The organism is Amycolatopsis sp. WAC 01376 (assembly GCF_003947415.1).
Lineage (GTDB): Bacteria > Actinomycetota > Actinomycetes > Mycobacteriales > Pseudonocardiaceae > Amycolatopsis.
The window spans coordinates 367,194-381,786 of record NZ_QHKL01000008.1 but is presented as its reverse complement, the minus strand read 5'-3'; the positions used below and the strand labels follow the sequence as shown (position 1 = coordinate 381,786).

The 14,593-nt window shown below is 69.8% G+C and carries 12 protein-coding genes; all 12 read left to right on the top strand.

Annotated features, from left to right (window positions below; genetic code table 11):
* Position 1 precedes the first annotated feature (1 nt).
* A complete protein-coding gene (locus DMH03_RS34955; protein ID WP_125796278.1) occupies positions 2-1,204 on the top strand; it encodes an ROK family transcriptional regulator in 1,203 nt (400 codons plus the stop codon).
* A 341-nt stretch (positions 1,205-1,545) separates the two neighbouring features.
* A complete protein-coding gene (locus DMH03_RS34950) occupies positions 1,546-2,787 on the top strand; it encodes an ROK family transcriptional regulator (RefSeq protein WP_125796277.1) in 1,242 nt (413 codons plus the stop codon).
* Positions 2,784-4,295, top strand: a complete 1,512-nt coding sequence (locus tag DMH03_RS34945; RefSeq protein ID WP_125796276.1) for a sugar ABC transporter ATP-binding protein — start codon at positions 2,784-2,786, stop codon at positions 4,293-4,295. Before DMH03_RS34950 ends, DMH03_RS34945 begins: the two co-directional genes overlap by 4 nt.
* 35 nt (positions 4,296-4,330) lie before the next feature.
* Positions 4,331-5,305, top strand: a complete 975-nt coding sequence (locus DMH03_RS34940; protein WP_370311018.1) for an ABC transporter permease — start codon at positions 4,331-4,333, stop codon at positions 5,303-5,305.
* A gap of 22 nt (positions 5,306-5,327) precedes the next feature.
* On the top strand, positions 5,328-6,380 hold the full coding sequence (locus DMH03_RS34935) for a substrate-binding domain-containing protein (RefSeq protein ID WP_125796274.1): 1,053 nt from the start codon (positions 5,328-5,330) through the stop codon (positions 6,378-6,380).
* A 40-nt stretch (positions 6,381-6,420) separates the two neighbouring features.
* Entirely contained in the window at positions 6,421-7,590 is a 1,170-nt protein-coding gene (locus tag DMH03_RS34930; protein ID WP_125796273.1) for a Gfo/Idh/MocA family protein, read from the top strand.
* A gap of 121 nt (positions 7,591-7,711) precedes the next feature.
* Positions 7,712-8,869: an inositol-3-phosphate synthase gene (locus DMH03_RS34925; protein ID WP_125796272.1), complete on the top strand. Its 1,158-nt coding sequence runs from the start codon at positions 7,712-7,714 to the stop codon at positions 8,867-8,869.
* Entirely contained in the window at positions 8,866-9,714 is an 849-nt protein-coding gene (locus tag DMH03_RS34920; protein WP_125796271.1) for an SCO3242 family prenyltransferase, read from the top strand. The genes DMH03_RS34925 and DMH03_RS34920 overlap by 4 nt, the downstream gene beginning before the upstream one ends.
* Complete coding sequence (locus DMH03_RS34915; protein ID WP_125796270.1) at positions 9,711-11,123, top strand: EboA domain-containing protein; 1,413 nt, start codon at positions 9,711-9,713, stop codon at positions 11,121-11,123. The genes DMH03_RS34920 and DMH03_RS34915 overlap by 4 nt, the downstream gene beginning before the upstream one ends.
* A 4-nt stretch (positions 11,124-11,127) precedes the next feature.
* The gene (locus DMH03_RS34910) at positions 11,128-11,991 is read left to right on the top strand and encodes a TatD family hydrolase (RefSeq protein ID WP_125796269.1); all 864 of its coding nucleotides are present in this window, start codon (positions 11,128-11,130) and stop codon (positions 11,989-11,991) included.
* Entirely contained in the window at positions 11,988-13,061 is a 1,074-nt protein-coding gene (gene eboE / locus DMH03_RS34905) for a metabolite traffic protein EboE (RefSeq protein WP_125796268.1), read from the top strand. The genes DMH03_RS34910 and eboE overlap by 4 nt, the downstream gene beginning before the upstream one ends.
* Positions 13,058-14,431, top strand: coding sequence for an alkaline phosphatase family protein (locus tag DMH03_RS34900; protein ID WP_125796267.1), 1,374 nt, complete (start codon positions 13,058-13,060; stop codon positions 14,429-14,431). The genes eboE and DMH03_RS34900 overlap by 4 nt, the downstream gene beginning before the upstream one ends.
* Positions 14,432-14,593 lie beyond the last annotated feature (162 nt).

Below are 14,593 nucleotides of genomic sequence, written 5' to 3'. Positions count from 1 at the left end.
AATGAGCACGGCATCCACCACGGAGCATCCGATGGTCGAAACCCGGCACCAGACCCAGTTGCTGACCCTGCTGCGGGATGAGGGGCCGATGTCCCGGGTCGAACTGGGGGAGCGGCTGGAACTGCCGCGTGCCCGGGTGGGTGCCGAGGTCGCGCGGCTCGCCGAGGTCGGCCTCGTCGAAACCGCGGGTCCGTCGGCGAGCCGGGGCGGCAGGCGATCCACGCTGGTGCGGCTGGCGGGCGACCTGCGCGTGCTCTCCGTCGACGTCGGCGCGACGTCGGTCGGGGTCGCGCTCACCGACGCTTCGTGCGAGGTGCTGGTGCACACCGTCGAAGACTGTGACGTCCGGCAGGGGCCGCACGTCGTGCTCAAACGCATCGCCGCATTGGCGGAGAAGATCCGTGAAGAGGCGCCGGGCAAGCTGATCGCCGCCGGGATCGGCCTCCCGGGGCCGGTGAGTTTCGCCGAGGGCATGGCGGTCGCGCCGCCGATAATGCCCGGCTGGGACCGGTTTTCCGTCCGCGACCATCTCGGCGGGCTGCTGGGCTGCCCGGTCACCGTCGACAACGACGTGAACTCGATGGCCCTCGGGGAACGGCACGCCGGCGTCGCCCGCTCCACCGACGACCTGGTGTTCGTCAAGATCGGTACCGGTATCGGCTGCGGGATCGTGCTGGGCGGCAAGGTGTACCGCGGCGTCGCCGGCACCGCGGGCGACATCGGGCACATCCGGCTCGACGACTACGGGCCGACCTGCGCCTGCGGTGAGACAGGCTGCCTCGAGGCGTACTTCGGCGGCGCCGCGCTGGCCCGCGACGGGCTGACGCTCGCGCGCAGCGGCCGGTCGGCGTACCTCGCCGACGTCGTCGCCGACCGCGGCGCGATCACCGCCGCGGACGTCGGCCGCGCGGCGGCGTTCGGCGGGACCGGCGCGGTCAACCTGATCCGCGACGGCGGACGGCGCCTCGGGCAGGTGGTCGCGTCGCTGGTGAGTTTCGTGAACCCGGGCATGGTCGTGATCGGTGGCGGCGTGGCGCAGCTCGGGCATCAGCTGCTCGCCGAGATCCGCAGCTCGGTCTACCGGCGGTCGCTGCCGCTCGCGACCGGGAACCTGCCGATCGTGCTGTCCGAGCTCGGCGACACCGCGGGCGTCATCGGGGCCGCCTGGTCCGCTACGGACCGGGCCTTCACGCTCAGTAGCTGAGGCGCCTTTATCGGAAGCGCCATGAACGGTCCGTTCCTTGCAAAATTTGCAAGGAACGGACCGTTCATGGCGCGCGTGTGGGGGTCGCCGGGAGCACTGCGTGACCGCTCGGCGGCACGTTGGGCACTCACCTGATTCCGATTAGTAACGTCAAGATCGTACAGACTTTCGCTCGATAAGTACGAAAGTCTGCGCGGTTCTGGACGGCTATTCGGGTGATGACCCCCATTTCTGTCCTGTTGTCACCTTGACGAGTGACAGAAGCCACCCTACTTTCGCTGGCTAAGTAACAAAGTTTGTTACGGCCGATTCGTAAGTGAGGCGTCGTCAAATGGGGCAGTGTGGCCGCGACTGAATCCGGGCAGCTCGACCCGGTCAGCCCACGCACGGCGAACCTCGCCGCGCTCCTGCGGGCGTTGCGTGCGGGGCCGCTGTCGCGTACCCAGCTCGCGGCGCGCTGCGGGCTCACCAAGGCGGCCGTCTCCGGGTTGATCACCGAGCTGTCCGATCGCGGTCTCGTCCGGTCCGCCGGACTCCAGGGCGGCGGCAACGGCAGGCCCAGCCAGCTGGTCGAGCTGAACGGCGCCAGCGCCTGCGGGCTAGCGCTGAGCGTCGAGGCCGACCGGTTCGCCGCCGTCGTCACGAACCTTGACGGCCGCGTCGTCGCCGAACGTACGGAGACCGCCGACGTCGCCGCGCTCGGGCTGCACCGGAGCATGGACGAGCTCGCTTTCCTCGCCAGGCAGGTGCTGCTCGACGACCAGCCGGTCGGGGTCACCGTCTCGGTGCCGGGACTGGTCGATTCGGCCGCCGCCGTGCTGCGGTTCGCGCCGACCCTGCGCTGGCGCGACGCCGAGATCGCCGACCTCCTCGCCGCCCGGCTCGGGTTGCGGGCCGACGCCATCGCGGTCGACAACGAGGCCAACCTCGGTGCGATCGGCGAGGCCGTCGCCGGAGTCGGGCAAGGCGTGCGGGAGCTCTTCTACCTCAGCGGCGGGACGGGTGTCGGCGGCGGGCTCGTGTCCGGCGGCGCGCTTCTGCGCGGTGCCAGGGGTTTCGCGGGCGAGGTCGGGCACATCACCGTCGACCCGTCCGGCGAGCAGTGCCAATGCGGCCGGGTCGGCTGCCTGGAGACCAAGGCCGGGCTCAACGCCGTCCTGCGCGTCGCCGCCTCGCCCGGCGACCCGCTGCACGATCCCGCGCTCGGCGTCGACGGCCGGGTCGGGCTCCTCAAGCACCGCGTGCAGCGGGGTGACCAGCGTGCCGTCGCGGCGGTCTCGGAACTCGGGGTCGCGCTCGGCATCGCGGTGTCCACTGTGGTCGATGTGCTCGACCCGGACGTCGTGGTGCTCGGCGGTTACTTCGCCGCACTGGGCGAATGGCTGGTCGAGCCGGTGCGCCGCGAACTGTCCGCGCGGCCGCTCGGGCACGAGCCCGCCTGCCGGGTCGAGCCGTCGCCGCTGGGCACCACCGCCCCGCTGCGCGGCGCCGCGCACCTTGCCACCGAACGGCTTTTCGCCGACCCGACGCTAGTTCCCGTAGTCGCGAGTTCGTCGATAGACACAGCGGAGGCTCCGGCATGACCTTGCATTCTTTGTTGTCCGTCCGGGGGATCGTGAAGACCTTCCCGGGGGTGCGTGCACTCGACGGCGTCGATTTCGACGTCGAAGCCGGCGAGGTGCACTGTCTGCTCGGCCAGAACGGCGCGGGCAAGTCCACGCTGATCAAAACGCTCGCCGGGGCACACCGGCCCGACGGCGGCGAGATCTCCTGGCAGGGCGAGCCGGTCACGCTGGCCTCGCCGGTCGCCGCCCTGAAGATCGGCATCGCGACCATGTACCAGGAACTCGACCTGGTGCCCGGGCTTTCCGTGGCGGACAACATCTTCCTCGGCCGCGAGCGCGCGTCGTTCGGGTTCACGCGGATCAGCGAGTCCCGGAACAAGGCCGCGAAGCTGATGGCCCGGCTCGGGCATCCCGAGATCACGCCGTCGACCGAGGTCGGCAAGCTCTCCGCCGCCGGTCAGCAGCTGGTCTCGATGGCGCGGGCGCTCGCGTACGACGCGAAGCTGCTGGTGATGGACGAGCCCACCGCGGCGCTGGCGGGGGAAGAGGTCGACAACCTGTTCCGCATCGTCGGCGAACTCACCGCCGAGGGGGTCGCGATCATCTACATCTCCCACCGGCTCGAAGAACTGCGCCGGATCGGGCACCGCGTCACCGTGCTCAAGGACGGCAAGACCGTCGCCACCGGCCTCGACGCCAAGGAGACCCCGACCGCCGACCTCGTCGCGCTGATGGCGGGCCGCAAGGTCGAAACCGTGTTCGGCCCGCGCCATCAGGAGCACGTGGACCCGGACAAAGAGGTCCTCAAGGTGGAGAACCTGACCACCGTCGGCGAGTTCGAGAACGTGAACTTCACCGTGCACGCCGGTGAGGTCGTCGGGATCGCGGGCCTCGTCGGCTCGGGCCGCAGCGAACTGCTGGAGACGATCTTCGGGGCACGCAAGCAGGACACGGGTTCGGTGTCGGTCGACGGCGAACCGGTCCGGCCGGGCAGCGTGTCCGCGGCGGTCAAGGCCGGGATCGGCCTGGCGCCGGAGGAACGCAAGAGCCAGGGGCTGCTGCTGGACCTGCCCGTGGTGCACAACGTGACCCTGGCGAGCCTGAGCAAGTACGCGACGTTCGGTTTCACCGAGCGGGGCAGGGAACTCGACGACGCCGGGGAAAGCCTGCGGCGCCTCGATCTCCGGCCCGCCGACCCGCACCGCATCATCCGCACGCTGTCCGGCGGCAACCAGCAGAAGGCGGTCCTCGCGCGCTGGCTGGTCCGCGGCTGCCGGGTCCTGCTGCTGGACGAGCCGACCCGCGGGGTCGACGTCGGCGCGCGGGCGGAGCTGTACCGGCTGATCGAGGAACTGGCCGCGACCGGCGTCGCGATCGTGCTCGTCAGCAGTGAGATCCCCGAAGTACTCGGACTGTCCGACCGGGTGCTGGTGCTGCGTGAAGGACGTGTCCTGGCTGAAAAGCCGTCTGCGGAGCTGACAGAGGCGGATGTGCTCGACGTGATTCTCGAGGGGAGTGCGGCGTGACCGACCAAGCCGAATCGGTGCGTACGGGACCCGCCGTGGAACCTGTACCACCTAAAGAAAAGCGAAACTTCTCGCTCGATACCCGGCTGCTCGGGCTGGCCGGGGTCCTGGTCATCCTGTGCATCGTCGGCCAGGTCACGAGGCCCGACCAGTTCTTCACTGACGGCAACATCTCCACGATCCTGCGGCTCGCCGCGGCCATCGGGGTGGTCAGCGTCGGGATGACGTTCGTGATCATCGCCGGCGGCATCGACCTCTCGGTCGGGTCGATCGTGGCGCTCTCCAGTGTCTGGCTGACCACGCTGGCCACCCAGTCCTACGGCCCGTTCGTGATGATCCTTTGTGGACTCCTGGTCGGCCTCGGCTGCGGACTGATCAACGGGATCCTGGTCTCCTACGGGAAGATCGTGCCGTTCATCGCGACACTGGCGATGTACGTCTCGGCCCGCGGCCTCGCGGAACGGATCAGCGGCCGCCGCACGCAGGTGGTGGCGGAAGCGGGTTTCCTGGACTTCTTCCGCGGTGACTTGCTCGGCATCCCGGTGCTGATCTGGATGTTCGCGCTGGTGTTCGTGGTCGGCTGGGTGCTGCTGAACCGCACCACGTTCGGCCGCCGCACCTTCGCCGTCGGCGGCAACGCCGAGGCGTCGCGGCTGGCGGGTATCAACGTCAAGCGGCACACCGCACTCGTCTACGGCGTCGCCGGCCTGTGCTGCGGCATCGCCGCGCTGATGGTCGTCGCCCGCACCACCGCGGGTGCCTCGACCAACGGCATGCTCTACGAACTCGACGCCATCGCGGCGGTCGTCATCGGCGGCACGCTGCTCACCGGCGGCCGCGGCTCGCTCATCGGCACCCTGATCGGCGTGCTGATCTTCACCGTGCTGTCCAACATCTTCACGCTCAACAACCTGGACACCGACATCCAGAACATCGCCAAGGGCGTGATCATCGTCCTGGCCGCGCTACTGCAGTTCCGCTCCGTGAAGAAATCCAAGACGAGTACTTGATCACCGTGGATGGAGAGTCGTCATGACCGAACAATCCTTGCACCGCCGCCGTTTCCTGCTGGGAGGCGCGGCCGTCGGAGCGGGTGCGCTGCTGACCGCGTGCACCTCGAACGAGGCGCCGGCGCAGAACAACGCGGCCAACGTGGCCAACGCCGGGGCGAACTCGCAGCCCGGAAGTCCAGTGACAATCGGGTTTTCGGCTCCGGCCGCGGACCACGGCTGGATGGCGGCCATCACCAAGAACGCCCGCGCGCAGGCGCAGAAGTTCAGTGAGGTCACGCTCAACGCCACCGAGGGCACCAACGACGTCAACCAGCAGATCTCCCAGGTGGAGACGCTGATCAACGCCAAGGTCAACGTGCTGGTGATCCTGCCGTTCGACGGCAAGGCGCTGACCGCGGTCGGCCAGCAGGCGATGGACGCCGGTATCCAGGTGATCAACCTGGACCGCGTCTTCGACACCCCGCTCGCGTACCGCACCTGGATCGGTGGCGACAACTACCGCATGGGCGTCAACGCCGGGAACTACATCGCCCAGCAGATGAAGGCGAAGAACGTCGCGAGCCCCGTCATCGGCGAGGTCGCGGGCATCGACTCGCTGCCGCTGACCCAGGAACGCAGCAAGGGTTTCAAGGACGCCTTGGCGCGTCAGGGTTTCAAGGTCGGGCCGCGGGTATCGGCGCAGTTCACCCCGGAGTCCGGCGAGCAACAGACCTCGAACCTGCTGCAGTCCGCGCCGAAGCTGGACGCCCTCTGGAACCACGACGACGACCAGGGCGTCGGCGTCATCGCGGCGATCAACAACGCCAACCGCAAGGACTTCCTGATGGTCGGCGGCGCGGGTTCGAAGAACGCGATGAACCTGATCAAGTCCGACGCCGAGCCGCTGAAGGCGACCGTGCTCTACAGCCCGTCGATGGCGTCTTCGGCGATCTCGCTCGCGCGGCTTCTCGGCCAGGGCAAGGGGGCAGGCGACTTCGCCGAGCACGAGATCCCCGCCGAGATCACCACGTACTCCGCGGTGGTCACCAAGGAGAACGTCGACAAGTACATGGACGTCGGCTTCGACTCGTAAACCCGCGTACCCGACACACGCAAGCGGATCTAGGAGGGGCATGAGCACGGCAAAGGAAACGATCGGGATCGGCATGGTGGGCCACGCGTTCATGGGTGCGGTGCATTCGCACGCGTGGCGCAGTGTGCACCGGTTCTTCGCGCCACCGCTGATCCCGAGACTCGCCGTGCTCGGCGGCCGTGACGAGGTGCGGACGAAGGCCGCGGCGGAACGGTTCGGCTGGGAAGACGTCGAGACGGACTGGCGTGCGCTGATCGCCCGTGACGACGTCGACCTCGTCGACATCTGCACGCCGGGCGACAGTCACGCCGAGATCGCGATCGCCGCGCTCGAGGCCGGCAAGCACGTGCTGTGCGAGAAGCCGCTGGCCAACACCCTCGCCGAGGCCGAAGCGATGGCCGAGGCGGCGGCGAAGGCGCGGGCGAACGGCGTCCGGTCGATGGTGGCGTTCAACTACCGCCGGGTGCCCGCGCTCGCGCACGCCAGGAAACTGGTCGCGAGCGGGGCGCTCGGCGAGCTCCGCCACGTGCGGTCGGTGTATCTGCAGGACTGGCTGTCCGACGCTCAGGCGCCGATGACCTGGCGGCTGCACAAGGACAAGGCGGGCTCGGGCGCGCTGGGCGACCTCGGCGCGCACATCGTCGACGCCGCCCAGTTCGTCACCGGCGAGACGATCACCGGGGTGTCGGCGCTGACCAACACCTTCGTCAAGGAGCGGCCGGACGGCGACGGCGGCACCGGGCAGGTCACCGTCGACGACACCGCGTTGTTCCTCGGCCGGTTCACCGGCGGCGCGGTGGCGAGTTTCGAGGCGACCCGGTTCGCGCTGGGCCGCAAGAACGCGATGCGGCTGGAGATCAACGGGTCGAAGGCGAGCCTCGCGTTCGACTTCGAGTCGATGAACGAACTGTCCTTCTTCGACGGCGGCCAGCCCGCCACCGAAGCGGGGTTCCGCCGGATCCTGGTCACCGAACCCGAGCACCCGTACGTCGGGGTCTGGTGGCCGCCGGGGCATCTCCTCGGCTACGAGCACACCTTCACCAACGAGGTCGCCGACCTGCTCACCGCGATCGGCGACGGCACGGATCCCGAACCGTCCTTCGAGGACGGGTTGAGGGTTCAGCAGGTCTTGGCGGCGGTCGAGCGCAGCGCCGCCGAAGAGGCGCGCTGGACGGCTGTGCCCGGCGTCACCACGAAGGGAAGTAACTGAGCGAGAGATTCAGCCGAAAGTCGCATGACGGCTATCACTGCGACTTGGTTCGATCCGGAAACGTCCGACCATCCGATGGTGAACACAGTTGGCGTTTTCGGGTTTTGGGAAAGGTGGAGAAATGCCTGCTCACGAGCGTACGGGCATCTGGTTGATCGGGGCGAGGGGGTCTGTGGCCACCACGGCCGCGGTAGGGCTCCTCGCCCTCCGCGCGGGGGTGACGGGCGGTGGCGGCTGCGTCACCGATCTGCCCGCGTTCGCCGGGGTTCCGTTGCCGGGCTGGGACGATCTGGTCCTCGGCGGGCACGACATCGCGCACACGCCGCTGGAGAAGCGGGCCGAGCAGCTGGCGCACGCCGGTGTGTTCGGGCACGCGGTGTTCTCCGCGGTCCGGTCCGGGCTGGCCGAGGTGGATGCCGAGATCCGCGACGGCTACCACCCGGCGGCGCATACCGGTGCCCAGGCCGACGCGGCCGCCCGGCTGACGGCGGACATCCGAGCTTTCGCCGACCGGCACGACCTCGCGCGGGTCGTCGTGGTCAACGTGTCCTCCACCGAGGCCCCCTGTCCCCACCTGCCCGAACACGACGACCTCGACGCGCTCGAATCGGCCTTGGCGGACCCGGCGCGGGCCGTGCTCCCGTCGAGTTCCCTGTCGGCCTACGCGGCGCTGAAGGCGGGAAGCCCGTACGTCGAGTTCACGCCGTCGGCCGGGATCACCCTGCCCGCGCTGCGGCAGCTCGCCGAACGGGAAGGTCTGCCGTACGCGGGGTGCGACGGCAAGACCGGTGAGACGCTGCTGCGCACGGTCCTCGCGCCGATGTTCAGCGCGCGGGCGTTGAAGGTCCGCTCCTGGGCGGGCACCAACCTGCTCGGCGGCGGCGACGGCGAGACCCTGGCCGACCCGGTGACCGCGAACAGCAAGCTGGAGTCCAAGGCGCGCGGGCTCGCGGCGCTGCTCGGCGAGGACGTCACCGCGCCGCTGCACATCGACAACGTGCCCGACCTCGGCGAGATCAAGACCGCGTGGGACCACGTGTCGTTCGAGGGTTTCCTCGGCGCGCGCATGAGCCTGCAGTTCACCTGGACCGGCTACGACTCCGCGCTCGCGGCGCCGCTGATCCTCGACCTCGCTCGCCTGGTCACCACCGCGCACGCCGGCGGCCAGAGCGGCGCGCTGACCGAACTCGGCTTCTTCTTCAAGGATCCGCTGGGCAGCGACGAACACCGGTTCGCCGAGCAGACCGCCCGCCTGATCGCCTGGGCGGCCGCGCTGTGAAGGCTTACGTGGAACTCGTGCGGGCGCCCGCCGCGCTGACAGTGCTCGGCGACACGGTCGCCGGATCCGCCGCGGCGGGACTCAAGATGACCGGGCGACGGCTGCTGCTGCCGCTGTCCTCGGTCGCCTTCTACTGGGCCGGGATGGCCCTCAACGACTGGGCGGACCGGAAGCTCGACGCCGTGGAGCGTCCCGAGCGGCCGATCCCGTCCGGGCGGGTGAGTGCCGGCGCGGCGCTCACCACCGGGGCCGCGCTGACCGCTGCCGGACTTGGCCTGGCAGCGCTCGGCGGCGGCCGCCGGGCGATGCGGGTCGCGGTCCCGCTCGCGGGCGCGGTGTGGGCCTACGACACCGTGCTCAAACCGACCCCGGCCGGACCGGTGGCGATGGCGGCCTGCCGCACGCTCGACGTCCTGCTGGGCGCCGGCGACTCTCCGAAGAAGGCTCTCACCGCCGCGGCGGCGGTCGGCGTCCACACGCTCGGTGTCACCGCGTTGTCCACCGGGGAAGTGCACGGCGCGAAACCGGGCACGGCTCGTGCCGCACTGGCCACCAGCTGTGCGGCGACAACGTTGGCATTGACCGGACCGGCACGGGGCGGCTGGCATCGCGCGGCCTCGATGGCGGCCGGTTCGGGCTACGCGGGCCTGGTCGGGAGGGCACAGGCGGACGCCGTCCGTGACCCGTCGGCGAAGTCAGTGCGCTCGGCGACGAAGTCCGGCATCCACGGCATGGTCCCGCTCCAGGCGGCGATCACGGCCAAGGGCTCGGTACTGGGGGCCGCGCTGGTCGCGGCCGCGCTCCCGATCGCCCGCAAGCTGTCGCGGAAGGTGAGCCCCACATGACGTTTTCCCTCGGATACGGCACCAACGGCTTCTCCAACCACCGCCTCGACGACGCGCTCGCGATCATCGCCGACCTCGGGTACACCGGGGTGGCGCTGACGCTGGACCACGACCACCTCGACCCGTTCGCCGACGATCTGGCGCGGCAGGTCGACCACGTGGCCTCGCGGCTTTCGGCGCTCGGCCTGAACCGCGTCGTCATCGAAACCGGCGCGCGGTACCTGCTCGACCCCTGGCGCAAGCACTCGCCGACCCTGCTGTCGGACGACCCCGCGCTGCGGATCGACTTCCTGGAACGGGCCATGCGGATCGCCGGGGACCTCGGGGCGGACTGCGTCTCATTCTGGTCCGGTGTGTCTACTGTGGACACAGACGTCGCCTGGTCACGGCTGCGTGAAGGCGTCGCGGCGGTCCTGGAGCACGCCGCGCGGCTGAACGTGCGGCTGGCGATGGAACCCGAACCCGGGCACCTCGTGCAGCATCTGAGCCAGGTCCTGGACCTGCGCAAGGAACTCGGCGAGCCGGAGCTGTTCGGCGTCACGCTCGACGTCGGGCACTGCGTCGCCGTCGAGCCGGTGAACGCGGCCGAGTGCGTCCGCCTCGCCGGTCCGCTGCTGTGGAACGTGCAGCTGGACGACATGCTGCCGAGGGTCCACGAGCATCTGGAGTTCGGCGACGGGCACCTGGATCTGCCAGGGACGCTCGCCGCGCTGGCGGAGATCGGCTACACCGGGCTGGCCGCGGTCGAACTGCCCCGGCACAGCCACGCGGCGCCGGACACCGCGCGGCGGGCTTTCGAGGCGCTCACCGAGGCGATGCCGCAGACGTGGTCGGCCAAGGCGGAACGCCGGATCCGGGAGAAGCCGTCGGTGATCGGCTCGATCTTCCCGGCCGTCGGCCGCGAGGTCGGCCGTGCCGCGCTGCGGCCGGACAGCGATCCGCAGGGCCTGGTCCACGGCACCGTCGACGACCGGGCACGGGTCCGGCTCGTGACGGTCTTGGCGGACGTCCTCGGCGACGCCGCGCTGGCCGCGGAACTGCGCGATCTCTACCGCTACGGCGACGACGCCGAGCGGCGCGGGGTCCTGCGGGCGCTCAACTCGCTGGAGTCGCCGGGCGCCGAAGTCACCGATGCCGGCATCAAACTGGTCGAGGACGCCTTGCGCGCCAACGACATCAGATTGGTCGCCGCCGCCATGGGTGCCTTCGCCCGGTTCCTGGACGACCACACCTGGCGCCACGGCGTCCTCAAATGCGTCTTCGTCGGTGTGCCGCTGGCCGCCGTCGCGGATCTCACTTCCCGCGCGGACGACGAGCTGAGGCGCATGCTCGCCGACTTCGCCGACGAACGCAGGGCGGCCGGACGTGACGTTCCCGCCGACGCCCTCGAACTCCTCAAGGAGAACTAGCACAGTGCGCATCTTCGATCCCCACATCCACATGTCCTCCCGGACCACCGACGACTACGAAGCCATGTACGCGGTCGGTGTCCGCGCGCTGGTGGAGCCGGCGTTCTGGCTGGGGCAGCCGCGCACCAGCGTCGGCTCGTACACCGACTACTTCGACGCGCTCATCGGCTGGGAACGGTTCCGTGCCGCCCAGTTCGGCATCCGGCACCACTGCACGATCGCGCTGAACCCCAAGGAGGCCAACGACCCCCGCTGCCGCGAGGTGCTCGAGGTGCTCCCGAGGTACCTGGCCAAGGACGGCGTGGTCGCGGTCGGCGAGGTCGGCTACGACTCGATGACCACGGAAGAGGACGAGGTCTTCTCGCTGCAACTCGCGATGGCGCTGGAGCACGACCTCCCCGTCCTGGTGCACACCCCGCACCGCGACAAGCTGGAAGGCACCAAGCGCACCCTCGACGTCGTGCGTGAGGCGGGCGTCGCGCCGGAACGCGTGGTCGTCGACCACCTCAACGAGGTCACCGTCAAGCTGGTCAAGGATTCCGGTGCCTGGATGGGCTTCTCCATCTACCCGGACACCAAGATGGACGAGCACCGGATGGTCGAGATCCTGCGCCAGTACGGGCTGGACAACATGATCGTCAACTCGGCCGCCGACTGGGGCCGCTCCGATCCGCTGAAGACCGCCAAGACCGGCCAGGCGATGCTCGACGGTGGTTTCACCGAGGCCGACGTCGACAAGGTGCTCTGGCAGAACCCGGTCGACTTCTACGGGTTGAGCGGCAGGCTCACCCTCGACCCGCTGCCCGGTTTCACCGGCGAGGCAGCGACGTTCGAGGGCAACTCGGTCCTGCGAGGTGCTCGCAAATGATCTCCTACTGTACGAACGTCCATCCCGCCGAGGACGTCGACGGCATCGTCACACAGCTGGAGCGATACGCGCTCCCGGTACGTGAGCGGCTGGGCGCCGATCGGCTCGGCGTCGGACTGTGGCTCTCCGCGCCGGTCGCACGCGGGCTCGCCGAAGACGCCGGAGCGCGTAAGCGTTTCCGCGCGGAACTCGATGCTCGCGGGCTTTCGGTGTACACGCTGAACGCGTTCCCGTACGGCGGTTTTCACGACGACGTCGTCAAGCACGCGGTCTACCGTCCTGAGTGGACGAATCCCGACAGGGTCGCGTACACGATCGACTGCGTGAACGTGCTCTCCGAGCTACTCGCCGAAGATGCCACGTACGGCAGCATCTCCACGCTGCCGCTCGCGTGGCGCGAGCCGTGGTCCGAGCACGACGACCGCCGGGCGGCCGAGGCCTTCGCCAAGGTCGTCCTGGCGATCGGTGACCGGCCGATCAAGCTGGCCGTCGAACCCGAGCCTGGCTGTGTGCTCGACACCGTGGCCGACGCGCTCGGCTGGCTTTCCGGCCGCGTCGACCCGGAGTACGTCGGGCTGTGCCTGGACACCTGCCACCTCGCGGTCTCGTTCGCCGACCCGGCGGAGACACTGGCCGCGATCGCGAAGTCCGATGTGGACATCGTCAAGGTGCAGGCTTCCGCCGCGTTGCACGTCGAAGATCCCGCCGAAGCTCGTGAGGCGTTGGCCGCGTTCACCGAACCGCGTTACCTGCACCAGGTCCGGGAGCTCGGCGCCGACGGTGTCGTGCGCAAGGCCGACGACCTGCCCGACGCGTGGACCGACCTGCCGGGTGACCGGCCGTGGCGCGTGCACTTCCACATGCCGCTGCACCAGGCCCCGGCCGCGCCGCTGTCCACCACCACGGACGTCCTGCGCACCGTCGCCGCCGGGCTGACCGGCGATCCGCATATCGAGGTCGAGACCTACACCTGGAGCGTGCTCCCGGACGCGGGCGACCTCGTCGGCGGGATCGCCGCGGAACTCGAGTGGGCGCAGGCGAACCTCGTCAAGGAAGGGGCGTCCGCGTGAAACCCTTGGTCGTCATCGACGTCGTCGGGCTGACCCCGAAGGCGTTGCGGGACATGCCGAACCTGTCCGCCGTCGCCCGCGACGGCTGGCAGGCCGAACTGGGCACGGTGCTGCCCGCCGTCACCTGCAGCGCGCAGTCGACGTTCCTCACCGGGCTCATGCCCGCGCAGCACGGGATCGTCGGCAACGGCTGGTACTTCCGCGAGCTGGGCGAGATCTTCCTGTGGCGCCAGCACAACCGGCTCGTCGGCGGCGAAAAGCTGTGGGAGACCGCGCGGGCGGCGCATCCCGGCTACACGTCGGCGAACGTCTGCTGGTGGTACGCGATGGGGATGAGCACCGACGTCACGGTGACCCCGCGGCCGATCTACCACGCCGACGGCCGCAAGTCGCCGGACGCGTACGTGCGGCCGCCCGAGCTCCACGATCAGCTGACCGGTGCGCTGGGGGAGTTCCCGCTGTTCCAGTACTGGGGCCCGACCGCGTCGATCAAGTCGAGCAAGTGGGTGATCGGCGCGTCCCGGCAGATCCTGCGGGAGAAGCGCCCCGACCTGCTGCTGACCTATGTCCCGCATCTGGACTACGACCTGCAGCGCTTCGGCCCCGACGCGCCGCAGGCCGCGTTGGCGGCGCGGGAACTGGACAACGCGCTCGCGCCGCTGCTCGACGACGCCCGCAACGCCGGGGCGACCGTGGTCGCGCTCAGCGAGTACGGGATCACGAACGTCAGCAGGCCGGTCGACATCAACCGCGCGCTGCGGCGTGAGGGTCTGCTGGAGGTCTACACCCAGGCGGGCATGGAGTACCTCGACCCGTGGGCGTCGCGCGCGTTCGCCGTCGCCGACCACCAGGTCGCGCACGTCTACGTCCGCGACTCCGCGGATATCGAGCGGGTTCGCTCGATCGTCGGCGAACTGACCGGCGTCGACGAGGTGCTCGACCGCGAAGCACAGGCTCGTTATGGGCTGGACCACGAGCGCGCCGGCGACCTCGTCGCGGTCGCCGAGCCGGACTCGTGGTTCACCTATTACTACTGGCTCGACGACGAGCGGAAGCCCGACTTCGCGCGCGGCGTCGAGATCCACCGCAAACCGGGTTACGACCCCGCCGAGCTGTTCTTCGACCCGGAGGACAAGTTCGCCAAGGCGCGGGCCGGGCTCAACCTGGCGAAGAAGTTCGCCGGGCTCCGGTACGCGATGGACGTCGTCCCCACCGATCCGCGCTGGGTGCGCGGCTCGCACGGACGGCTGCCGGACGCAGGCGAGGACGGCCCGGTGCTGCTGTGCTCCGATCCGGCCTTCCAGCCGTCCGGTCGCGTCGGAGCGACGGACGTACATCCACTGTTGTTGGCACTGCAGGGGTTCAAGTGACGGTGGGGTGTCGGTTCAGTGGGTCGTGAGTGGCAAGTGACGTTCTAACGACACTTACCACTCACGGCCACCCCGCCCCCCCTCCCCGCCGCCGCCCCCCTCCCCCCCCTCCCTCCCCTCCCCCCTCACCTCACGAAAGGACGCTCCACCCGCATCCCCTTC

Excerpts from the sequence above, each read along its gene's own strand:
- DMH03_RS34925 (WP_125796272.1), top strand. The coding sequence starts at position 7,712 with ATGCCTGCTCACGAGCGTACGGGCATCTGGTTGATCGGGGCGAGGGGG.
- DMH03_RS34930 (WP_125796273.1), top strand. The coding sequence starts at position 6,421 with ATGAGCACGGCAAAGGAAACGATCGGGATCGGCATGGTGGGCCACGCG.
- DMH03_RS34935 (WP_125796274.1), top strand. The coding sequence starts at position 5,328 with ATGACCGAACAATCCTTGCACCGCCGCCGTTTCCTGCTGGGAGGCGCG.
- DMH03_RS34915 (WP_125796270.1), top strand. The coding sequence starts at position 9,711 with ATGACGTTTTCCCTCGGATACGGCACCAACGGCTTCTCCAACCACCGC.
- eboE (WP_125796268.1), top strand. The coding sequence starts at position 11,988 with ATGATCTCCTACTGTACGAACGTCCATCCCGCCGAGGACGTCGACGGC.
- DMH03_RS34945 (WP_125796276.1), top strand. The coding sequence starts at position 2,784 with ATGACCTTGCATTCTTTGTTGTCCGTCCGGGGGATCGTGAAGACCTTC.
- DMH03_RS34955 (WP_125796278.1), top strand. The coding sequence starts at position 2 with ATGAGCACGGCATCCACCACGGAGCATCCGATGGTCGAAACCCGGCAC.